This is a genomic window from Photorhabdus kayaii (assembly GCF_025384895.1).
GTDB lineage: Bacteria > Pseudomonadota > Gammaproteobacteria > Enterobacterales > Enterobacteriaceae > Photorhabdus > Photorhabdus kayaii.
The window spans coordinates 19,960-42,082 of record NZ_JAJAFZ010000007.1 but is presented as its reverse complement, the minus strand read 5'-3'; the positions used below and the strand labels follow the sequence as shown (position 1 = coordinate 42,082).

The window sequence follows — 22,123 nt, the reverse complement described above, 5'->3', positions numbered from 1 at the left end:
ACCAAAAGTGGCTCACAATTAATTTAATTCTTAAATAAAATGGCCGCGGCGGAAATTTTTAAAGCAAATTTTTATATTTTTTTCCTCTTCTCTAAAAAATATAAAATAACTTTAGTATAAATTCGTATTTCCGCCCTATTTCGTTACAATTAAATAACCTTTTCAAGCTAACTTCTGATTAATCCTCCACTTGCATGTGATCCCATCGACATAAAGGGTAACAACCCCTCAACTAACTATTACAAATGTTTACACTCCAGTAGCCTTACCGTAGAATGCCCGCACTGATGAAACGACAATAGAGCTTTTGTTATTTGGAGTCGTTAGATGAGACTTATGAAATACAATAAAAGTATTGGGATATTGTCAATACTAGCGGCTACTCTTGTGCTGAGTGGCTGCGATATGGTATTGATGAACCCTAAAGGCGCCATCGGCGCTGAACAAAAAACGCTGATACTCACGGCTATTGGCCTGATGCTGATCATCGTTATTCCGGTAATCATCATGGCATTCACTTTTGCCCTGCGTTACCGCGAAGCCAACAGAAGTGCTACCTATCGCCCTAACTGGGCGCACTCAAATAAAATTGAGCTGGTAGTATGGACCGTTCCTATCATTATCATTATTATTTTAGCAACCATTACTTGGAAAACAACCCACGAGCTTGACCCATATAAACCACTGGTTAGCGATGAAAAACCCGTAACTATTGAAGTCATCTCTCTTGATTGGAAATGGCTATTCGTTTACCCGGAGCAAGGTATTGCTACAGTTAACGAAATTGCTTTTCCTACCGGAGTGCCTATTAACTTCAAAATCACCTCTGATTCCGTGATGAACTCATTCTTCATCCCGCAATTAGGTGGTCAAATCTATGCAATGGCTGGTATGCAGACTAAACTTCACTTAATTGCCGATGAACCTGGCGTTTATAAAGGTTTGTCCAGTAGCTATAGTGGTCACGGCTTCTCTGGCATGAAATTTACTGCTACCGCTACCGCAGATCGGGAAGGTTTTGAACAATGGGTTCAAAAAGTGAAAGCCTCTCCCAAAACCTTGGATACCATGCAAGCATTTGATGAGTTAGCCAAACAAAGCCAGAATCATCCGGTTGAATACTTCTCAAGCGTTAAACCTAACCTGTATCAAGACATTATTGCCAAATTTATGGGCAACATGAATATGCATGGCGGCCACGGTGCAACGACAGGTCATAACATGAATATGAGCGAAACTGCTCATGCCGGAGTTGAGGAATAAAGTAATGTTGGGAAAATTAACACTTGATGCAATCCCACTGCATGAGCCCATTGTCATGGTTACTCTTGCAGGGATTCTCTTAGCAGGGCTCGCAATTGTCGGAGCCCTGACCTATTTCCGTAAATGGAAATGGCTATGGAGCGAGTGGTTAACCAGCGTTGACCACAAGAAAATCGGTATTATGTACATTATCGTGGCGCTGGTCATGATGCTCCGTGGCTTTGCCGATGCCATCATGATGCGTGGTCAGCAGGCTGTCGCCTCTGCGAGTGAAGCAGGTTTCCTGCCACCGCATCACTATGACCAGATTTTTACCGCCCACGGCGTCATCATGATTTTCTTCATGGCGACACCTTTTGTTGTCGGTCTGATGAACGTCGTGGTTCCACTACAGATCGGCGCTCGTGACGTGGCATTCCCATTCCTGAACTCACTGAGCTTCTGGTTTTTCGTCGTCGGCGTTGCACTGATTAACATCTCTCTGGGTGTAGGTGAATTCGCTCAGACCGGCTGGTTAGCTTATCCTCCGCTCTCAGGTATAGAATATAGCCCAGGCGTTGGGGTCGATTATTGGATATGGAGTCTTCAGATATCCGGCATTGGTACCTTGCTGACAGGCGTTAACTTCTTTGCGACGATCCTGCGTATGCGTGCTCCTGGCATGTCCATGATGAAAATGCCTGTATTCTCTTGGGCAGCACTCTGTACTAACGTATTGATCATCGCCGCATTCCCGATTCTGACAGTGACCATTGCCCTGCTAACTTTTGACCGCTACATGGGCACCCATTTCTTCACCAATGATATGGGTGGCAACATGATGATGTACATCAACCTGATATGGGCTTGGGGTCACCCTGAAGTTTACATTCTGGTGTTGCCGGTCTTTGGTGTTTTCTCTGAAGTGACTGCGACGTTCTCGAAAAAACGACTGTTCGGCTATACTTCTCTGGTATGGGCAACCATTGCCATTACCGTACTGTCGTTCATTGTATGGCTGCACCACTTCTTTACGATGGGCTCGGGTGCGAACGTTAACGCCTTCTTTGGCATAGCCACCATGATTATCTCGATTCCGACAGGCGTTAAGATCTTCAACTGGCTGTTCACAATGTATCGAGGCCGTATTGAGTATAAAACACCGATGCTGTGGACCGTTGGCTTCATCGTCACCTTCTCTATCGGTGGTATGACTGGCGTTCTGCTGGCAGTTCCAGGCGCAAACTTCGTTCTGCATAACAGCTTGTTCCTGATCGCACACTTCCATAACGTTATTATCGGTGGTGTTGTCTTCGGTTGTTTTGCTGGTACTGCTTACTGGTTCCCGAAAGCTTTCGGTTTCACACTGAACGAAAAATGGGGTATCCGCGCATTCTGGTTCTGGATTATCGGCTTCTTTATCGCCTTTATGCCAGTTTACGCGCTCGGCTTTATGGGGATGACTCGTCGTATTAGCCAAGATATCAACCCTGAATTCCATACTCTGCTGGTCGTCTCCGCGATTGGTGTTGCACTGATTGCCGTTGGTATCCTGTGTCAGGTCATTCAATTCTACGTTAGTATCCGTGACCGTGACCAAAACCGTGACCTGACCGGCGACCCTTGGGGCGGGCGTACTCTGGAGTGGGCAACATCTTCTCCACCACCGTTTTATAACTTTGCTGACGTTCCACATGTGCAAGCGCGTGATGCATGGTGGGATATGAAAGAAAAAGGCACAGCTTATAAACGTCCTGCTAAGTATGAAGAAATTCATATGCCTAAAAATGCCGGTGCGGGTGTAATTATTGCTGGCTTCAGCTTGCTGTTTGGTTTCGCCATGATTTGGCATATCTGGTGGCTAGCTATCGCAGGCTTTGCGGGCATGATTATCACTTGGATTGCAAAAAGCTTTGATGAAGATGTTGATTACTACGTACCCGTTGCTGAAGTTGAGCAAATTGAGAATCAACACCATGAACAAATTAGCAAGGCAGGTCTGAACCATGTCAACTGAAACTATGACTAACCACAATCATGCCCACGAGCATCACGGGCACCACGATGCGGGAGCCACTAAAGTATTCGGTTTCTGGGTCTACTTGATGAGTGACTGTATTTTGTTCGCATGTCTATTTGCGACTTATGCAGTACTCGTTAACGGAACCGCAGGCGGCAAATCGGGTAAAGAGATTTTCGACCTCTCTTTCGTATTGGTCGAAACTTTCCTACTGTTATTCAGTAGTATCACTTATGGCTTTGCCATGTTAGGCATGAACAAAGGAAAAGTCGGCCAAGTTAACGCCTGGCTCGGTATGACTTTCCTGTTCGGCCTTGGCTTCGTGGCGATGGAATTGTACGAATTCCATCACCTGATTGTTGACGGCCACGGCCCTGACCGCAGTGCATTCTTGTCCGGATTCTTCGCACTGGTTGCTACTCACGGTATCCACGTTACCTGTGGTCTGGTCTGGATTATCATCATGATAATCCAAGTAACCCGCCGCGGTTTAACTGATGTAAATAAAACCCGTCTGAACTGCCTGAGCTTGTTCTGGCACTTCCTGGATGTGGTATGGATCTGTGTATTTACCGTTGTTTATCTGTTAGGAGCTATGTAATGAGTCATTCCAATACCGCTCATACTGGAGCTAGCCACGGTAGCCTAAAGTCTTATCTGATCGGCTTTGTTCTTTCGGTCATCCTGACAGTGATTCCGTTCTGGATAGTAATGGATGGTTCCGCCTCCCATACGACTATCCTGACAACAGTAGTCGCTCTGGCTGTGGTGCAGATTATTGTTCATTTTATTTACTTCCTGCACATGAACACTTCGTCAGAAGAGCGCTGGAACTTAGTCGCATTGCTGTTCACTATCTTGATTATCGGTATTGTTGTTGTTGGCTCACTATGGATTATGTACAACCTCAACATTAATATGATGGTTGATTAAAGAGCTGCATATATGATTAAGCAATACCTGCAAGTAACTAAACCAGGAATTATTTTCGGCAATTTAATTTCTGTGATCGGTGGTTTTCTACTCGCCTCGAAAGGGGTGATTGATTACCCTTTGTTCATCTCGACTCTGCTCGGCGTTTCATTAGTCGTGGCTTCTGGTTGTGTATTTAACAACTACATTGACCGTGACATCGATCGGATCATGGAAAGAACAAAAAACCGCGTCCTTGTAAAAGGGCTTATTGATCCGAAAATCAGCCTGATTTATGCATCAATACTGGGTATTGCTGGCATAGTGCTGCTCTATGCAGCAGCCAATGCTTTAGCAATGCAATTAGCGATTATCGGTTTTGTCATCTATGTAGGGGTTTACAGCCTCTATATGAAAAGGAAATCTGTTTATGGCACGTTGATCGGCAGTTTGTCCGGTGCTGCACCTCCGGTTATTGGTTATTGTGCAGTAACTGGTCAGTTTGATACGGGCGCGTTGATCCTGTTACTGATTTTCAGCCTGTGGCAAATGCCGCACTCCTACGCCATTGCTATTTTTCGTTTCAAAGATTACCAGGCAGCCAATATTCCTGTACTGCCCGTCATTAAAGGCATATCTGTGGCGAAAAACCACATTATCCTTTATATCCTGGCATTTATGATTGCAACCCTTATGTTAGCCATCAGCGGTTACGCTGGTTACAAATATCTGGTTGTTGCAGCAGCAGTGAGCGTCTGGTGGCTAGGAATGGCGTTATCCGGTTACAAAACTGATAATGACCGCATTTGGGCTCGTAAATTATTTATATTTTCCATTGTGGCAATCACTTCCCTGAGTGTCATGATGTCTATTGACCCACATGTGCCCTCAGAAGCCTTCCTAACTTACGTCCGGTAATTTTCCCTGATGGCAGTCGCTACCCCCTCTGCCATCAGTTTCCTTCCAGCCTGTTATCCCCTCTCCTTAATACTTCAATATTATTAATTCAATTAACTATTTACCCCTTATTGAAAACCTATCTACAATGACGCATCAAAATATTTCGAGGTAATCATGAACGATAATAAAATGACGCCACTTGAGCTTCGGGCGACATGGGGCCTAGGTTCAGTTTTTTCTCTGCGAATGCTAGGCATGTTCATGGTTCTTCCTGTATTAACAACCTATGGACTTCATCTAAAAGATGCCACCGAAACACTTATTGGCATCGCCATTGGCATTTATGGTCTAACCCAAGCAATTTTCCAGATCCCTGTTGGCCTGTTTTCTGACAAAATTGGCCGTAAGCCCTTAATTGTTGGTGGATTATTGCTATTCGTCCTTGGCAGTATTATTGCTGCTCTCAGTGACTCCATCTGGGGCATAATAATTGGACGAGCGTTACAAGGCGCTGGAGCGATATCTGCTGCAATTATGGCGCTACTTTCTGATTTAACCCGTGAACAAAATCGAACTAAAGCAATGGCTTTTATTGGCATTAGTTTCGGAATAACTTTCGCCATCGCCATTGTACTTGGCCCAATCCTTACGAATGCCATTGGATTAAATGGCCTATTTTGGGGAATTACCATTCTGGCCGGTAGTGGCATTCTGATAACATTATTTGCTGTTCCTTCCACCGATAAACACATTATTAACCGTGAATCAGGCATTGTTCGTCACAGTTTCAGTAAGGTTCTGGCTGATAGCCAGTTGCTGAAACTTAACTTTGGCATTCTCAGTTTGCACACTTTGTTAATGGCAAGTTTTGTCGCCCTTCCTTTGGTGATGCAACAAGCGGGGCTCCCTACCCAACAACACTGGAAGGTTTATCTGATCACTATGCTAGTTTCATTCTTATCTGTTTTACCTTTCATTATTTACGCAGAAAAAAAGCGCCGCATGAAACAAGTGTTTTCACTGTGTATCACGATGCTACTGATTGCTGAAATTGTATTGTGGGCGGCGGGACATCACTTATGGGTGATTTTTATCGGCATACAAATTTTCTTTATTGCTTTCAATGTAATGGAAGCTATCCTGCCATCACTTATCAGTAAAGAAGCACCAGCGGGTTATAAAGGTACAGCAATGGGTATCTACTCCACCAGCCAATTTTTAGGTGTCGCTTTAGGGGGTGGCCTCGGTGGTTGGTTATATGAATTAAAAGGAGCACCGCTGGTATTTGCGGCAGGTATCGTTCTGACAATCATTTGGCTCATTATTAGCATAACAATGAAACAACCTGCATATGTCAGCAGCATCAGAATTTCTCTACCAGAGAATATAGTCAATAAGGCATTGCTGGAACAAAAAATTCTTGTTCAGCCAGGCGTTTGCGAGGTCGTTATTGTTCCGGAGGAGCATAGTGCTTACATAAAAGTAGATACTAAGCTGACAAGCAGAGCACAACTTGAGCAATTGATAGCTAATAATAACACGATAGATTAAGTATCAAACCAGATAACCCCTACTCACTCCGATTCGATATTAAGGGAGATTGGGAGTGGGATTCCTTGTCAGGAATACCCCACTCCACATTAGGCTAGATATATCAATCCATTAGTCGGAAAATCAATCCCGAAAATTAGTAAACTGGAATGGCTGTCCCAGCTCTGCGCCACGAACTAATGCCATAACACTTTGCAAATCATCACGAGCTTTACCTGTCACTCGCACTTGCTCACCCTGAATCTGTGCCTGTACTTTCAGCTTACTATCCTTAATCAGCTTCACGATCTTTTTCGCCGTAGGGGTATCAATCCCCTGCTTCAGAGTCGCTTCAACGCTGTAAGTTTTACCACTGTGCAACATATCATCAGGGATATTCAATGCAGCACCATCGATACCACGTTTAGCCAACTTTTCACGCATGATATCAACCAACTGATTTACCTGAAAATCTGACTCACTGGCAATCTTGATAGATTCATTTTTTTCATTTAACTCGAAATTGGCGCTGACATTACGGAAATCCCAACGGCTAGCAAGCTCGCGCTGCGCATTTTCTACCGCGTTGCGAACTTCATGCATATCAATTTCTGAAACAATATCGAAAGATGGCATTATCCATGACCTCCTGATAATCAATAAGTTGGCATGATAACCGCTTTCCATTGTCAGCAAAAGCGCTATACTCGGATTAGCGGGATCTTATTATTTCCATCCAATATTATGGCAGCGTCTTTCAAAAGGTGTATATGAAGATAACCGTTCTTGGCTGTGGCGCTATAGGAAAACTGTGGCTAGCAGCATTATCACAACAAAAACATCAAGTACAGGGTTGGCTAAAAAGTTCTCGGTCTTATTTATCTGTTCATATTGACGAAATGAATGGGCAAGTCTTCAACCAACCAATCCCAACTAATAACAACGACCATCTTGCCAACAGCGAATTACTGATTGTCTGTTTGAAAGCATGGCAAGTCGCTGATGCAGTGAATAATTTACTCCCCAAACTTTCACCTAATTGCCCAATCTTATTACTACACAATGGTATGGGTACCCAAGAAGAACTATTATCAGCGCCTAATCCAATACTGCTTGGCGTCACAACGCATGGTGCATATCAGGATGACCAACGGGTTTATCATACCGCTTCCGGGCTAACCCATATTGGCCCAGCAACGTCAAATGCAACTGGGCTTAGCTCTCTGGCTAATGTATTACATCAATCTTTGCCAGATGTTGCATGGCATAATGAAATTCTCTCGATTAGTTGGCTGAAACTTGCCGCTAACTGTGTCGTAAACCCGCTGACTGCGCTTTATGAATGCCAAAATGAAGATCTGCTTCGCTACCCGGAACAATTGAATATTTTGTGCGAAGAAATTATTCAGGTTATGCAACGAGAAAACATCCATACCACTATCGACAAGCTGATTGCCTATGTCTACGATGTGATTAAGCTTACAGCAAAAAACTACTCATCCATGTTGCAGGATGTCCGCGCAAAGCGTCGCACTGAAATTGACTATATCACTGGTTATTTATTACGCCGGGCCCGTGCACATGGTCTTTCTACCCCTGAAAATACCCGTATCTATAACCTAGTAAAACATAAGGAAAGATGATTATGAATCCTTCAGCACTCATCTGCCTAACTCACGGTAGTGAAGAAATAGAAGCCGTTGCAACCATTGATTTACTGGTACGCGCTGGCATCAGTGTTACGATCGCCAGCACCGCCAGCGATGGAGAATTAGTTTTAACTTGCTCCAGAGGTGTGAAATTGGTTGCTGATGTCCCTCTGGAAAAAGTTATTGATGAATCTTTCGATGCCATCATCTTACCCGGCGGTATGCAGGGTGCCGAGTGTTTCCGTAATAATCCACTAGTTATCGAAAAAATCCGCAAGGCACATTATCAAGGAAAAATTATCGCTGCAATTTGTGCCGTGCCTGCTATCGTGCTTGAACACCATAATTTATTCCCTACTGGCAAAATGACCGGCTACCCCGGTTTGCAAGACAAAATTTCATCCGATAAATGGATTGATTGCCGAGTCTGTTTTGATGATCGTGTCAATCTATTGACCAGCCAAGGGCCAGCGACAGCTTTTGATTTCGCATTAAAACTCATTGAATTATTAAAAGGACGAGCAACAGCAGCCGAGGTGGCAGCTCAACTCATATTACCACTAGGTGTATATTCTTATCAGGACTGAAAAAATAGACAAAAACACCTTACTTTATACGATTCGGGGTTCACGTAATAGGAACCCCGAAACATAGAATTGAAGCAATTAAGGCCGATAAACTTTCACGTTATCAAAACCCTGCTCAGATAAATAGAGTGCCTGCAAACGACTCATTACCCCACGTTCACAATAGAGCAAATAAGTCTTATCCTTTGGCAAATCACCAAACTGACTGCTCAACTTATAGAATGGCAATGATTTAATTTCCACACCATTTAACTGCAATGGCCGATCATCTTGTTCATCAGGCGAACGAATATCCAATAACACATCCGTCGGAGCGAACGCTGTCACCGTTTCAATTTCAACCACTTGCTGATTGCTTTGTTCTGCGATCTGGCGAATATCAATATTCTGAGCTTCACTGACAACTTTTTCCAAAATATTAAAATCGAAATTCGCCTCTTCTGCTTCAATTTTAGCTTTAACAGCTTTTACTGTCGGGCTTTTTGAAATAACACCACAGAATTCAGGCATTGTACGGGCAAAATCCTCAGTGCCTATTTCACGTGCCAACCTGATAATGTGCTCTTTATCATGAGAAATCAGCGGCCGCAGAATCAACGTATCCGATGCATTATCAATCAAACGCAAATTAGTGAGTGTCTGGCTGGAAACCTGTCCCAAAGCCTCACCGGTAACAATCGCCTGCACGCCATAACGCTCTGCAACTTTAGATGCCGCTCTTACCATCATCCGTTTAAGCACCACCCCCATTTGACCGTCATCAACTTTTTCCAAAATTTCAGCGACAACAGGTTCAAAATCCACGGCAACGAAACGGACTTTATGGGAACTGCCAAAACGATTCCAAAGATAATGAGCAACCTGTTTCACACCAACTTCATGAGCAGAACCGCCAAGATTGAAGAAGCAATAGTGAACACGACAGCCACGGCGCATTAGCATATAGCTGGAAACACCAGAATCAAAGCCTCCAGAAATTAGAGATAATACATCTTCCTGCGTTCCGATAGGAAAACCACCAATTCCTTCATAACGGGCTTTTACCAGAATCAGTACATCTTGATCAATTTCCAGATTAACAGTCACATCAGGATGATTGAGTTTTACTTTTGCAGATTCAATATGCTGGTTTAAACCACCACCGACATAACGTTCTACTTCATTGGAAGTAAATTGATGTTTACCGCGACGTTTAACCCGCACGCAAAATGTCTTATTGTGGAGCGATTCGCCATAAGCCTCATAAGCTTGTTCAAAGATATGATGCATGTCACGAAACTCACGCTCCTCTACTTGCAGAATATGGTGAATACCGGGGATACGTGTCAGCGCATCACAAATTTGAGCGCCAAGGTTTTCATCTTTAGTACGAACTTCGATATTATCCCAATGGCGAACCACTGCAATATTATCTCCTAACGTTTTAAGCACATTGCGAATATTACTAGCGAGAATTTTAATAAAGCGCAAACGAACAGTTTGGCTCTTGATCGTGATTTCAGGGAATAATTTAATAATAAACTTCATAGTGAGTTATAGTAGTAGTTAGGCATTTTGATAAAAAAAACTGATGGTATGTCTTGGTTGTCAAATCAGGCCGCGAAGTATAACACTATCTCGTGATATAGCCCGGAAAAAACACAAAATCAGTTAAGGATTTGTTTGCACCAGCATAATAAGATAGTCTGCAACCCTTAGGCGAACTCTGTAAATAGTAAAAAATTATGCCAAAGAAAAATGCAATATCAGAAAGTACAAACAGTACGCCAGAAACTGCGGCGGCAATGACATTTGAAAGCTCATTAAAAGAGCTGGAACAGATTGTCGCCCGGCTAGAATCAGGTGAACTGGCACTGGAAGAAGCCCTAAGCGAGTTTGAGCGTGGTATTCAATTAGCCCGTCGAGGGCAACAAACGTTGCAACAAGCAGAACAGCGAGTGCAGATTCTGCTTAACGATGATGTCCAATCTCCACTGAGTCATTTCTCCCCGGATACTGAATAAGCCTATGTCTGAACAAAATTCAACCCAATTTAAAGAACAGCTTAAAATCTGTCAACAACGAGTCAATAACGTTCTGATAAGCACACTATCTTCACTGGCATTTGCAGACAATCCACTCGTTCACACAATGCAACATGGCACTTTACTCGGTGGTAAACGTCTGCGCCCATTTTTAGTTTATGCCGTCGGTGAACTGTTTGGATTATCTGCAAATAATCTGGATGCTCCAGCAGCAGCCGTTGAATGTATCCACGCCTTTTCATTAATTCATGACGATTTACCGGCGATGGATAACGATGATTTACGCCGTGGACAACCGACCTGCCACATAAAATTTGGTGAAGCTCACGCGATTTTGGCAGGAGATGCATTACAGGCGCTGGCGTTTGAAATCCTATCTAAAAGAGAAATGCCGGATGTAACAACGGCAGATCGCCTTGAAATGCTTGCCGAACTAGCAACCGCCAGCGGTATCGCTGGTATGTGCGGCGGTCAAGCGTTGGATTTAGCTGCGGAAGGTAAACACATTGATCTCCATATGCTGGAACACATTCATCGCCATAAAACGGGCGCACTTATTCGTTGCGCCGTCAGAATGGGCGCATATGGCGCAGGCCAAAGTGGGCATGATGCCTTACCTGAATTAGATCAGTATGCTCAGGCCATTGGCCTCGCATTCCAAGTTCAAGACGATATTCTTGATGTCATTGGCGATACCGAAATGATAGGAAAACGCCAAGGCAGTGACCAACAGTTAGAAAAAAGCACTTACCCCGCATTATTGGGGTTAGAACAAGCACAGAAAAAAGCATACGAACTGTATCAAGAAGCATTACAAGCTTTGAATAAACTGGAAGATAAATCTTATAACACAGCAATGCTGCGCACACTTGCCAGCTTTATCATTGAACGTAACAACTAAGGTCTGCCGGTAAATTTACCCACTGGCAGCGCTATTAATAAACACTTCTTAACGAGCATCAAATGAGCATTGATATAGCCAAATACCCCACATTGGCATTAGCGGAAAATCCTGAAGAGCTTCGTATGTTACCAAAAGAGAGCCTGCCGAAATTATGTGATGAACTTCGGCAATTCCTGCTAAACAGTGTCAGTCGCTCCAGTGGTCATTTTGCCTCCGGTCTTGGCACCGTTGAGCTGACTGTGGCGTTGCATTATGTCTATAAAACACCTTTCGATAAATTGGTATGGGACGTCGGCCATCAGGCTTATCCTCATAAAATCCTGACAGGGCGCCGAGATCGTATTGATACGATTCGTCAAAAAAATGGGCTTCATCCTTTCCCTTGGCGAGATGAAAGTGAATACGACACCTTATGTGTTGGTCACTCATCAACCTCTATCAGCGCCGGATTAGGTATGGCAATTGCGGCTCAACGCGAAGGCAAAGGCCGCCGTACAGTTTGTGTTATCGGTGATGGTGCGATAACCGCGGGGATGGCTTTCGAAGCGATGAACCATGCCGGGGATATCGACCCAGATATGTTAGTCATTCTTAACGACAACGAAATGTCCATCTCAGAGAACGTCGGAGCGTTAAACAACCATCTAGCTCAACTTCTATCCGGTAAACTCTACACCACGTTGCGGGAAGGCGGGAAAAAAGTCTTTTCCAATCTACCACCGATTAAAGAGCTACTGAAAAAAACTGAAGAACATATCAAAGGCATGGTTGTTCCTGGCACTCTGTTTGAAGAATTAGGCTTTAATTACATTGGCCCCATCGACGGACATGATGTACTGACATTGACCCAAACGCTGAAAAATATGCGTGAATTGAAAGGGCCACAGCTTCTGCACATCATGACCAAAAAGGGTCGTGGCTATGCCCCCGCCGAAAAAGATCCTATCAGTTGGCATGCGGTGCCTAAATTTGATCCGACCACTGGCGCATTACCTAAAAGCTCAGACAACCGCCCTACTTTCTCCAAAATCTTTGGAGACTGGTTATGCGAAGAGGCCGCTAACGACAAAAAGCTGATGGCGATCACACCTGCCATGCGTGAAGGCTCTGGTATGGTACGTTTTTCCCGCGAATATCCTGATCAATACTTCGATGTCGCCATTGCAGAACAACATGCCGTGACTTTTGCCGCAGGTTTGGCAATTGGTGGTTACAGGCCAATTGTTGCAATCTATTCGACATTCCTCCAACGTGCTTATGACCAAGTTATCCATGATGTCGCCATCCAGAATCTACCTGTTCTATTTGCAATAGATCGCGGCGGTATCGTAGGTGCTGATGGTCAGACACATCAAGGTGCCTTTGATCTTTCATTCCTTCGTTGTATCCCCAACATGGTAATTATGGCGCCAAGTGATGAGAACGAATGCCGACAGATGCTGCATACTGGCTATCATTATCAGCAAGGTCCTGTAGCCGTGCGTTATCCACGAGGAACCGGAACGGGGGCAGAACCCCAACCATTTGAACAATTACCAATTGGTAAAGGTATTATTCGCCGTCAGGGTAAGAAGGTAGCGATCCTGAACTTTGGTACTCTGTTACCTGATGCAATAACAGCAGCAGAATCACTGGATGCGACTGTTGTTGATATGCGTTTTGTCAAACCACTGGATAAAGAATTGATATTAGAAATGGCTGATAACCATGATTTATTGGTCACGCTGGAAGAAAATGCCATTATGGGCGGCGCCGGAAGTGGCGTTAATGAACTACTAATGCAGGAAGGTCGCCTAGTGCAAATTCTGAATATTGGCTTGCCTGACCAATTTGTGCCACAAGGTAGTCAGGAAGAAATTAGAGCGGAGTTAGGGCTTGATGCCGCAGGTATTCAAAATAGCATCAATAAAAGGCTATTTTCCTGAGTATATACCCTATGGATTTCAAGATGGATCGCGACGGCAAGGGAGCGAATCCCCGGGAGCATAGGTAACTATGTGACCGGGGTGAGTGAGTGCAGCCAACAAAGAGGCAACTTGAAAGATATAGAAATTCGTTATCAATGAAATAATAGCCTATTAAATTCCTTTCTCACTCGAACAATTCCGCATGTGTACCGGTTCTGACAAACTCTATTGCATTTTTCTGTTCGTCCAGAAGATAAATTAAAAGAAAATCCCCCCCAATATGACACTCTCTAAATCCAGCCCAATCTCCGACTAACTCATGATCTTTATATTCAGCTCCTAGAGGTGAATCATTAGCAATGAGGAGCATTACAACAGATTTTAATCGGTTCATGTCATAGCGCCCAGAACGGCTCAATCGTTGCCAATCTTTACCGAACTGTTTTGTATAGTCTGAGCGACGCGGAAAGCTAGCGCGCTTACTTGCCGCAGTCTTTTTCAATGTCATGAATTAAATCATCCGCATCGTTAAAACGTGCATTCATTGAGCTTCTCGCCTCATTCATAGCCTCAACAGTAACTCTGTTAGGGATTTTCTTGATCTCGAAAGGTAGCACCTTTTCTTTGGCCACCATCGTTACAGCAATGCGTAGAAAGTCAGACATTTTAATCCCAATAGCAGCTAAAACATCGGTTGCCTCTTGCTTAATTGCAGGATCTATACGTGTGCGAACATAAGTTTCAGTACCCATTTAATACCTCGTACATGCTGATTTTTGTAGTGCTATCGTAGTCCTAATTTTGATATTAAGCAATCTTAGCCCAGAGAAGAAAATGCTGAAGTATAAAGCAAAAAGCAACGATATTACCTTTCAGTGGCAACCTGTTCAGGGGTTCGGGAATTGTAGTAATTTCATTAGACTTTCCATCTACACCACACCTCAGAAAATAAAAATCTGATAAAACGCTAGTAACCAAACAATCACGAAAGAAAATACACCCGCAATAATATCATCCAACATGATGCCTAAACCGCCATGAACATAGCGATCAAACCAGCGAATGGGCCACGGTTTCCACATATCGAGAATACGAAACACCATAAAACCGGTCAAAATCCACTGCCAATTAACCACAGGGATTGCCATCAATGTGATCCACATACCGATAAATTCATCCCAGACAATACTACCGTGGTCATGAACTTTCATATCATCAGAAGTACGCTGACAAATCATTATGCCGAAAAACATCCCGACAATAATAACCAACCAGCAAATCCATTCCGGAAACTGGACCAGCAATAACCAGAATGGAATAGCCGCCGCCGATCCCATTGTTCCCGGCACAACCGGCGACAGCCCACTACCAAAACCTGTCGCTAATAGATGCCAGGGATTACTCATCCGTAAACGACACTTTGCCTTATCCATGTGCCTCCTCAGTAATAAAGTGATCGAACCCTTTTAGATCTAATTTAATCTCTTTATTATTGCTGTAATAACGAACGCCCTCCGATTCCGCCATAATCTGTCCAACACAGCTAAAACCAGCTCCGGTATGCGCCAACGCAATTTCCAACGCACCACGATTCCTCTCCGGGACGGTAAAACACAATTCATAGTCCTCCCCACCACTCAAAGCCCACATCAAAGCTTGTTGCGGTTCAACGTACTGTTTCATTGCATCAGAGTAAGGAAGCGCATCCAGATTTATTCTGGCTCCACATCGGCTGGCTTTCAGAATGTGACCTAAATCGGAAATCAAACCATCAGACAAATCAATTGCTGATGTTGCCAAGCCACGTAGTGCTTGCCCTTGTAAAATACGAGGTTGCGGCCTGAGATGACGCTGAACCAACCAGTTGCGGGATACCGGATCAGAAATTTGTAGACGGTTTTGTAACAGAGCCAAACCCGCCGCACTATCACCCAACGATCCACTCACATAAATCCAATCACCATTTTTTGCGCTAGTACGCCGTAACGCCCTGCCTGCGGGAACCAAACCATGAATCGTCAACGTCAGACTCATCGGACCGCGGGTAGTGTCACCACCAATAAGCTGCATACCATAATAACGCAACTGCTCAAACAGACTGTCACTGAAACCACCCAGCCAGCGTTCATCCACTTCCGGTAATGTTAACGCCAATGAAAGCCAAGCAGGATCAGCGCCGACTGCGGCCAGATCACTCAGATTCACAGCAAGAGATTTGTAAGCTAAATCTTCAGGGGAAATATCAGGTAAAAAATGTACGCCTGAAACCAAGGTATCCGTACTAACCGCCAATTGTTGTTTATCGGCTAGTGTCATCAGTGCACAATCATCACCAATACCTAGATTTACATCACGCCGGCTAATCTCCCGACGATCAAAATAACGCGCAATGAGGTCAAATTCGCCACATACCATAATAGAATCCCAAAAAGTTACTGATGATCATGAACATAAGGCCGGTATCCCGGCCTTACAAATCATCGTCTACGGTGGGAAAAACCCGACAAGCAGTAGCTTATCTTTTTCTGCGTACTGCCGGGCCAGATTTATCCAGTACCCCGTTTACGAACTTATGGCTATCTTCAGCACCGAAGACTTTTGCCAATTCGATAGCTTCGTTAATAGCCACTTTATAAGGGACATCATCACGATAACTTAGTTCAAACATAGCAACACGCAAAATGGCTTTTTCTACCTGACCTAACTCTTCGAGCTGACGGGAAAGATAAGGGGCCATCAAAGCATCCAGCTTAGCCGCATTTACAGCTACTCCTGACAGCAATTCACGAAAATAGGTTACGTCAACACCAGTGACGTCCTGCTCCGACAGAAACTGTAATTCAACATCAGCAATGCTATTGCCAGATAATTGCCATGAATATATAGCCTGAACAGCGCACTCACGAGCACGACGACGAGCAGCAGGTTTCACAAGATTCCCCTTAATTAAAACTAAAATCAGCCTTTAATGGCATTAATTACATTGATCATTTCCAGTGCGGTTAATGCAGCTTCTGCACCTTTATTACCCGCTTTGGTTCCAGCGCGCTCAATCGCCTGTTCAATGCTTTCTGTGGTCAGAACACCAAACGCTACTGGAATTTCACTAGCCATCGCCACACTAGACAGACCAGAACTGCATTCACCAGCAACGTATTCAAAATGAGCGGTACCACCACGGATAACTGTTCCTAGCGCGACAACAGCGTCATATTTTTGAGTTTCGACCAATGTCTTCACTGCCAATGGCAACTCGTAAGCACCAGGAACCCAGACAACAGTGATATTCTCTGAAGCAACCTGACCGATACGCTCAAGCGCATCCACCGCTCCGCCTAACAGACTGTCATTAATGAAGTTGTTAAAACGTGCAATGGCAATCGCCACACGAGCTTGTGGAGCTGCAACACCACCTTTGATTACGTTCATAGCCTTCCTTCCATCTGTTCATATCCGCAGGGGGGCGGATTCTATCATATTCTTTCGTTAGCTGCGCCTGCCGATTTAGCAACAGAGCATAAATACAGGCAAACTAACCCACACTCACATATTCAGTCAGTATACAGGCCGCAGACGCAGACGAAGATCAGGTCCCACCTGCTGTACATCAAAAATGTCAAATTCCGGCGCCTCTGCCAAATTTTTGAGTTCAGGAATAGTGAACAAACCACAAGCCGTATCACCTAGCACTTTTGGCGCAACATAAAGAACCAATTCATCCACCAACCCTAAAGTTAGCAATGCCCCCGCCAGCAATGCCCCACACTCAGTCCAGACTGTGTTGATCTGGCGCTTACCCAACTGCATCATCAATGACACCAAATCTACCCCAATACCATGAGCAGGTAACAGTATCTGTTCTACATTTTCGGATAAGTCATGTTCATCTGCTTTAGTGCGAGCCAGCCAACAATAACCGGGCTGCTGTATGACCTGATGCTGAGGGCCAACACGATTCTGACTGTCAACAATAACACGTACCGGTTGACAAAGATTTTCCTCGGGATAAACCGCCTGGGTTTCTGCGTCTAATTCACGCCAACGAACTGTCAAGTGAGGATCATCAGCTAAAACAGTGCTACTGGAACTCAGAATCGCGCTACATTGAGCACGGAATTTTTGTACATCATCGCGAGCTTGAGGTGATGTAATCCATTTACTTTCGCCAGAAGCTAATGCCGTTCGGCCATCAAGAGAAGAAGCCATCTTCAACTGAATATATGGAAACCCGGTACGCATCCGCTTCAAAAACCCCCGGTTGAGAGATTCAGCTTCTTCCATCATCAGTCCATGTTCTACTGCAATACCAGCTTGTTGCAGCTTATAAAGCCCCCTTCCTGCTACCTGTGGATTGGGATCCTGCATCGCCGCAACCACACGGCTAACGCCAGCCGCAATCAACGCATCGGCACAAGGCGGTGTTTTACCGTGATGGCTGCACGGTTCAAGCGTGACATAAACAGTTGCGCCTTTAGCTTTATCTCCGGCTATCCGTAAAGCGTGAACCTCAGCATGTGGCTCACCAGAACGTAAATGAAAACCTTCCCCAACAATTTGTCCATCACGCACAATTACACAACCAACGTTAGGATTAGGTGGCGTAGTAAAGCGCCCTTGATGCGCCAATTCCAAAGTGCGCGCCATATATTTTTTATCGTTATTCACTGGCTCAACCTTGTAATTTAGCAATCTCTTCGCCAAATTCACGAATATCTTCAAAGCTGCGATAGACAGAAGCAAAACGGATATAGGCGACTTTATCCAACTTCTTCAATTCATCCATGACCAGATTACCAATCATTTTGGATGGAATTTCCCGCTCACCGGTAGCACGTAACTGAGATTTAATATAGCTCATCGCCATTTCTACATCATCAGAACTGACCGGGCGCTTTTCCAGTGCTTTTTGCATACCACGACGCAATTTTTCTTCATCGAACGGCTCTCGGATATCGTCACTTTTTATTACTCTAGGCATAACCAGCTCAGCCATTTCAAAAGTGGTGAATCGTTCATGACACTCAAGACACTGACGCCGCCGGCGCACCTGCGAGCCATCCCCGACCAAACGAGAGTCAATCACTTTAGTATCAACAGCAGCACAAAATGGGCAATGCATATCGTTTCCTGATGGTTAATCCGAACTAAATTTACAGTTTATCCTTAATCTGAATAAAAAACACCCTGTCAGCCGGATACTCACAGGGTGTTTGAACAGCATCAAGGCAGAATAATTAAGGCAATAAAGATGGCTGATCAGCCCCTTCCTTCTCAACCTTTTGCTGGATCATGTGTTCACGCTTCATACCCAGTTTCAACGCTAAAGCGGAAGCAACATAGATAGAAGATACCGTACCGATAGAAACACCAATTAACATCGCTAGTGAGAAACCTTTCAACATTGCACCACCGAAAATATACAACATCAGCACCACCAGTAAAGTTGTTGCAGATGTCATGATTGTACGGCTCAATGTTTGCGTCAGAGAGACGTTCATAATTTCATACGACGTACCACGACGGATCTTACGGAAATTCTCACGGATACGGTCAGAAACCACGATACTGTCATTCAATGAGTAACCGATAACCGACATCAGCGATGCCACAATGGTCAGATCAATCTCGATATGGAACAATGACAGAACCCCTAGCGTGATGATGACATCATGGGCAAGCGCAAGAACCGCACCCAATGCTAAACGCCATTCAAAACGGAATCCAACATAAATCAAGATACAGATAAGCGCCGCCAGCAACGCCATTGCACCATCTTGGGCGAGCTCAGCACCGACACTCGGCCCAACAATTTCAATACGATTGACACTCGCATCTTTATCAATGGTGTCATTAATGACTTTAATAACCTTTTTACCCAGCTCCTCATTAGCCGCACCCGTAACTGGTGGCATACGCACCATTACATCACGGCTACTACCGAAATTTTGCAACAGAGGATCTTCAAAGCCCGCTTTTGCCAGGTTATCACGCATCTTATCCAAATCAGCAGATTGACTGAGCTTGATTTCGATTACCGTACCACCGGTAAAATCGAGTCCCCAGTTAAACCCGCGGGTTGCCATCACAAAAACAGAAGCTACCAACAGTAGCAACGAAATTCCGAAAGCAACGTTGTCCCAGCGCATAAAGTCATAGACTCTGCGACCGTAGTTCAATTGTTCAACAGTATAATCCTGTGCCACAACGTGCTCCTTAAATTGACAGCTTCTTAATACGCTTACCGCCGTATAGCAGGTTGACGATCCCTCTAGTACCTACAATAGCGGTGAACATAGAAGTCGCGACACCAATTGACGTTGTTATCGCAAAGCCTTTAATTGACCCGGTACCAACAGCATAAAGAATGACCGCGGTAATCAACGTGGTCAAATTAGCATCAATAATACTGGAGAAAGCCCCTTTATAACCTTCATGTATCGCTTGTTGTACTGTCCGGCCATTACTCAACTCTTCTTTAATACGTTCGTTGATCAGCACGTTCGCATCAACCGCCACAGCCAGCGTTAGCACAATACCCGCGATCCCCGGCATGGTTAACGTCGCCCCTGGTAACAGAGACATGATACCAACAATCAGCACTAGGTTAGCCAACAACGCACTGCTCGCAATCACACCGAATTTGCGATAGTAAATCACCATAAACAGAATTGATGCAATTAAGCCCCACAGACAAGCTTCTAAACCTTGTTCAATGTTTTGCAGACCAAGGGTTGGCCCAATGGTACGCTCTTCTACAATCTGAATCGGTGCAATCAGAGCACCCGCACGCAACAATAAGGATAACTGACGCGCTTCGGTTGCGTTGGAAAGGCCCGTGATACGGAAATTGTTCCCCAGACGAGTCTGAATATTAGCAATGTTAATCACTTCTTCATGTTTAACTAACACCGCCCGACCATTAGCATCTTTCTTACCGCTGTCTTTATATTCCACAAACAATGTCGCCATTGGCTTACCAACATTGTCCTTGGTGAAATTAGACATCGCGGAGCCACCAGCACTGTCCAGTGAAATACTCACCTCTGGACTACCGTATTCATCGGTACCAGGGGTTGAATCTGTAATATGATCACCGGTCAGAATAACACGTTTATATAACACAACCGGATTACCATCACGGGTGCTCTTCACCTCAGAATCACCTGGCACACGGCCTGATGTAGCTGCGGTAGAGTCAATACCGGTATTGACCAAACGGAATTCCAACGTCGCTGTCGCACCAAGAATCTCTTTTGCACGAGCAGTATCCTGAATACCCGGTAATTCAACCACGATACGGTCAGCGCCCTGACGCTGAACCAATGGTTCAGCCACACCCAGTTGATTAACACGGTTACGTAGAATGGTAATGTTCTGCTGCACCGCATAAGATCGGGCTTCGCGCTGACGTTCATCACTCATCACCGCTTTCAGAGTATTATTGCTTCCAATACTGAAAACTAAATCACGGTGGCGACCAGTAAGATAGTTTTCCGCCTCAGACCGCGCTTTTTCATCACGGAAGCGGATTTCTACACCGTAATTATCAATTTTACGGGCAGTGGAATAAGGAATGCCTTTTTCACGCAAATCAGTGCGCAGGCCATCAATATTCTGCTCTTGCAGTTTGCCTAATGCGGTTTCCATATCCACTTCCATCAGGAAGTGCACCCCACCTCGCAGATCAAGGCCCAGTTTCATTGGTTCGGCACCAACCTTACTTAACCAAGTTGGTGTTGCTGGTGCCAGGTTCAATGCCACCACGTACTGATCGCCTAATGTGGACATCAATACTTCACGGGCACGAAGCTGAATATCGGAATTATTGAAACGAGCAAGAATCGCACCATTTTCCAGCGCAATAGATTTACTCGCGATTTGATTTTTTTCTAAAACATTATGGACTTGGACCAGCGTTTGCTCACTGGCGGCAATGCCTCGCGCGCCAGTGATTTGTACAGCCGGATCCTCACCATAAAGGTTGGGAAGTGCATAAAGCAAACCGATGAGGATCGCAGCGATCAGCATCAGATACTTCCACAAAGGATAACGGTTTAGCACGGCAGTTCCCTTCGGGAAAATCAGAAATTACAGAGCCTTCATTGTACCTTTCGGTAAAACGGCAGCGACGAAATCACGTTTAATGGTTACTTCAGTAGTGTCATTCAGTGCTACAACGATATAACCGGTGTCAGAAACTTTAGTGACACGACCAATCAAACCACCATTGGTCATCACCTCATCACCTTTGGAAATAGAATCCATCAGCTTTCTATGTTCTTTGGTACGTTTCTGTTGTGGACGCAGGATCATGAAATAGAAAATCAAGCCGAAAACAACCAGCATGATGATCAAAGAATATGGGCTTCCCTGAGCCGGTGCGCCAGCAGATGCTGCTGCTTCAGAAATAATACTCATTAAACTTCCCTCAATGTTATCAAATTCAAT

23 protein-coding genes and 1 pseudogene are annotated in these 22,123 nt (G+C 44.6%); 11 read left to right on the top strand and 13 right to left on the bottom strand.

Translation table 11 applies throughout. The annotated features are described in order from the left end of the window. Window positions 1-327 precede the first annotated feature (327 nt). The 6 genes from cyoA to LGZ98_RS04330 all read left to right on the top strand — a co-directional run bounded on the left by cyoA (window position 328) and on the right by LGZ98_RS04330 (window position 6,625). Window positions 328-1,263 (top strand): cytochrome o ubiquinol oxidase subunit II, encoded by a 936-nt coding sequence (cyoA, locus tag LGZ98_RS04355; RefSeq protein ID WP_113040810.1) that lies wholly within the window; start codon window positions 328-330, stop codon window positions 1,261-1,263. Between the two features lie 4 nt (window positions 1,264-1,267). Beyond that, window positions 1,268-3,259, top strand: a complete 1,992-nt coding sequence (cyoB, locus tag LGZ98_RS04350) for a cytochrome o ubiquinol oxidase subunit I (RefSeq protein WP_113040809.1) — start codon at window positions 1,268-1,270, stop codon at window positions 3,257-3,259. Then, window positions 3,249-3,863 (top strand): cytochrome o ubiquinol oxidase subunit III, encoded by a 615-nt coding sequence (locus tag LGZ98_RS04345; RefSeq protein WP_112877923.1) that lies wholly within the window; start codon window positions 3,249-3,251, stop codon window positions 3,861-3,863. Before cyoB ends, LGZ98_RS04345 begins: the two co-directional genes overlap by 11 nt. Further along, window positions 3,863-4,195, top strand: coding sequence for a cytochrome o ubiquinol oxidase subunit IV (locus tag LGZ98_RS04340; protein ID WP_113040808.1), 333 nt, complete (start codon window positions 3,863-3,865; stop codon window positions 4,193-4,195). The genes LGZ98_RS04345 and LGZ98_RS04340 overlap by 1 nt, the downstream gene beginning before the upstream one ends. A 12-nt stretch (window positions 4,196-4,207) precedes the next feature. Next, window positions 4,208-5,092: a heme o synthase gene (gene cyoE, locus LGZ98_RS04335; protein ID WP_113040807.1), complete on the top strand. Its 885-nt coding sequence runs from the start codon at window positions 4,208-4,210 to the stop codon at window positions 5,090-5,092. A 156-nt stretch (window positions 5,093-5,248) separates the two neighbouring features. Next, window positions 5,249-6,625: an MFS transporter gene (locus LGZ98_RS04330; RefSeq protein WP_113040806.1), complete on the top strand. Its 1,377-nt coding sequence runs from the start codon at window positions 5,249-5,251 to the stop codon at window positions 6,623-6,625. Between the two features lie 123 nt (window positions 6,626-6,748). Here the strand turns inward: LGZ98_RS04330 and LGZ98_RS04325 are convergent, their stop codons facing one another. Continuing rightward, a complete protein-coding gene (locus LGZ98_RS04325; protein ID WP_112879731.1) occupies window positions 6,749-7,240 on the bottom strand; it encodes a YajQ family cyclic di-GMP-binding protein in 492 nt (163 codons plus the stop codon). A gap of 134 nt (window positions 7,241-7,374) precedes the next feature. Between LGZ98_RS04325 and panE the strand changes: the two are divergent. Then, window positions 7,375-8,287, top strand: a pseudogene (gene panE / locus LGZ98_RS04320) (2-dehydropantoate 2-reductase). Then, window positions 8,250-8,840, top strand: a complete 591-nt coding sequence (yajL, locus tag LGZ98_RS04315) for a protein deglycase YajL (protein ID WP_113040804.1) — start codon at window positions 8,250-8,252, stop codon at window positions 8,838-8,840. Before panE ends, yajL begins: the two are co-directional and overlap by 38 nt. Before the next feature lie 78 nt (window positions 8,841-8,918). Here yajL and thiI read toward each other — a convergent pair whose 3' ends face one another. Then, window positions 8,919-10,367, bottom strand: a complete 1,449-nt coding sequence (gene thiI, locus LGZ98_RS04310) for a tRNA uracil 4-sulfurtransferase ThiI (RefSeq protein WP_113040803.1) — start codon at window positions 10,365-10,367, stop codon at window positions 8,919-8,921. A 197-nt stretch (window positions 10,368-10,564) separates the two neighbouring features. On the opposite strand from thiI, the gene xseB reads away from it, so the two are divergent. The 3 genes from xseB (at window position 10,565) to dxs (ending at window position 13,693) form a co-directional block, all read left to right on the top strand. Then, a complete protein-coding gene (gene xseB, locus LGZ98_RS04305) occupies window positions 10,565-10,843 on the top strand; it encodes an exodeoxyribonuclease VII small subunit (RefSeq protein WP_113040802.1) in 279 nt (92 codons plus the stop codon). A gap of 4 nt (window positions 10,844-10,847) precedes the next feature. Further along, window positions 10,848-11,765, top strand: coding sequence for a (2E,6E)-farnesyl diphosphate synthase (gene ispA, locus LGZ98_RS04300; RefSeq protein ID WP_113040801.1), 918 nt, complete (start codon window positions 10,848-10,850; stop codon window positions 11,763-11,765). A gap of 62 nt (window positions 11,766-11,827) precedes the next feature. Next, window positions 11,828-13,693 carry a 1-deoxy-D-xylulose-5-phosphate synthase gene (gene dxs / locus LGZ98_RS04295; RefSeq protein WP_113040800.1) on the top strand — a complete coding sequence of 622 codons (1,866 nt, stop codon included), beginning with the start codon at window positions 11,828-11,830 and terminating at the stop codon, window positions 13,691-13,693. Between the two features lie 166 nt (window positions 13,694-13,859). Here the strand turns inward: dxs and LGZ98_RS04290 are convergent, their stop codons facing one another. From LGZ98_RS04290 to yajC, 11 genes are all read right to left on the bottom strand, one after another. Continuing rightward, window positions 13,860-14,183: a type II toxin-antitoxin system YafQ family toxin gene (locus LGZ98_RS04290; protein ID WP_113040799.1), complete on the bottom strand. Its 324-nt coding sequence runs from the start codon at window positions 14,181-14,183 to the stop codon at window positions 13,860-13,862. Then, on the bottom strand, window positions 14,155-14,427 hold the full coding sequence (locus LGZ98_RS04285) for a type II toxin-antitoxin system RelB/DinJ family antitoxin (protein ID WP_113040798.1): 273 nt from the start codon (window positions 14,425-14,427) through the stop codon (window positions 14,155-14,157). Before LGZ98_RS04285 ends, LGZ98_RS04290 begins: the two co-directional genes overlap by 29 nt. Before the next feature lie 189 nt (window positions 14,428-14,616). Beyond that, window positions 14,617-15,108: a phosphatidylglycerophosphatase A gene (gene pgpA, locus LGZ98_RS04280; protein ID WP_113040797.1), complete on the bottom strand. Its 492-nt coding sequence runs from the start codon at window positions 15,106-15,108 to the stop codon at window positions 14,617-14,619. Continuing rightward, entirely contained in the window at window positions 15,101-16,090 is a 990-nt protein-coding gene (gene thiL, locus LGZ98_RS04275) for a thiamine-phosphate kinase (RefSeq protein ID WP_113040796.1), read from the bottom strand. Before thiL ends, pgpA begins: the two co-directional genes overlap by 8 nt. A 100-nt stretch (window positions 16,091-16,190) precedes the next feature. Next, a complete protein-coding gene (nusB, locus tag LGZ98_RS04270; protein WP_112879366.1) occupies window positions 16,191-16,607 on the bottom strand; it encodes a transcription antitermination factor NusB in 417 nt (138 codons plus the stop codon). A 26-nt stretch (window positions 16,608-16,633) separates the two neighbouring features. After that, window positions 16,634-17,104 (bottom strand): 6,7-dimethyl-8-ribityllumazine synthase, encoded by a 471-nt coding sequence (ribH, locus tag LGZ98_RS04265; RefSeq protein WP_113040795.1) that lies wholly within the window; start codon window positions 17,102-17,104, stop codon window positions 16,634-16,636. A 126-nt stretch (window positions 17,105-17,230) separates the two neighbouring features. Beyond that, window positions 17,231-18,340 (bottom strand): bifunctional diaminohydroxyphosphoribosylaminopyrimidine deaminase/5-amino-6-(5-phosphoribosylamino)uracil reductase RibD, encoded by a 1,110-nt coding sequence (gene ribD / locus LGZ98_RS04260; protein ID WP_191214705.1) that lies wholly within the window; start codon window positions 18,338-18,340, stop codon window positions 17,231-17,233. 4 nt (window positions 18,341-18,344) lie between these two features. Continuing rightward, complete coding sequence (nrdR, locus tag LGZ98_RS04255; RefSeq protein ID WP_113040794.1) at window positions 18,345-18,794, bottom strand: transcriptional regulator NrdR; 450 nt, start codon at window positions 18,792-18,794, stop codon at window positions 18,345-18,347. A 115-nt stretch (window positions 18,795-18,909) separates the two neighbouring features. Next, window positions 18,910-19,878 (bottom strand): protein translocase subunit SecF, encoded by a 969-nt coding sequence (secF, locus tag LGZ98_RS04250; protein WP_112879368.1) that lies wholly within the window; start codon window positions 19,876-19,878, stop codon window positions 18,910-18,912. 10 nt (window positions 19,879-19,888) lie between these two features. Then, window positions 19,889-21,736, bottom strand: coding sequence for a protein translocase subunit SecD (gene secD / locus LGZ98_RS04245; protein WP_112879369.1), 1,848 nt, complete (start codon window positions 21,734-21,736; stop codon window positions 19,889-19,891). A gap of 27 nt (window positions 21,737-21,763) precedes the next feature. Then, the gene (gene yajC / locus LGZ98_RS04240) at window positions 21,764-22,093 is read right to left on the bottom strand and encodes a preprotein translocase subunit YajC (protein ID WP_011148038.1); all 330 of its coding nucleotides are present in this window, start codon (window positions 22,091-22,093) and stop codon (window positions 21,764-21,766) included. Between the last annotated feature and the right edge of the window lie 30 nt (window positions 22,094-22,123).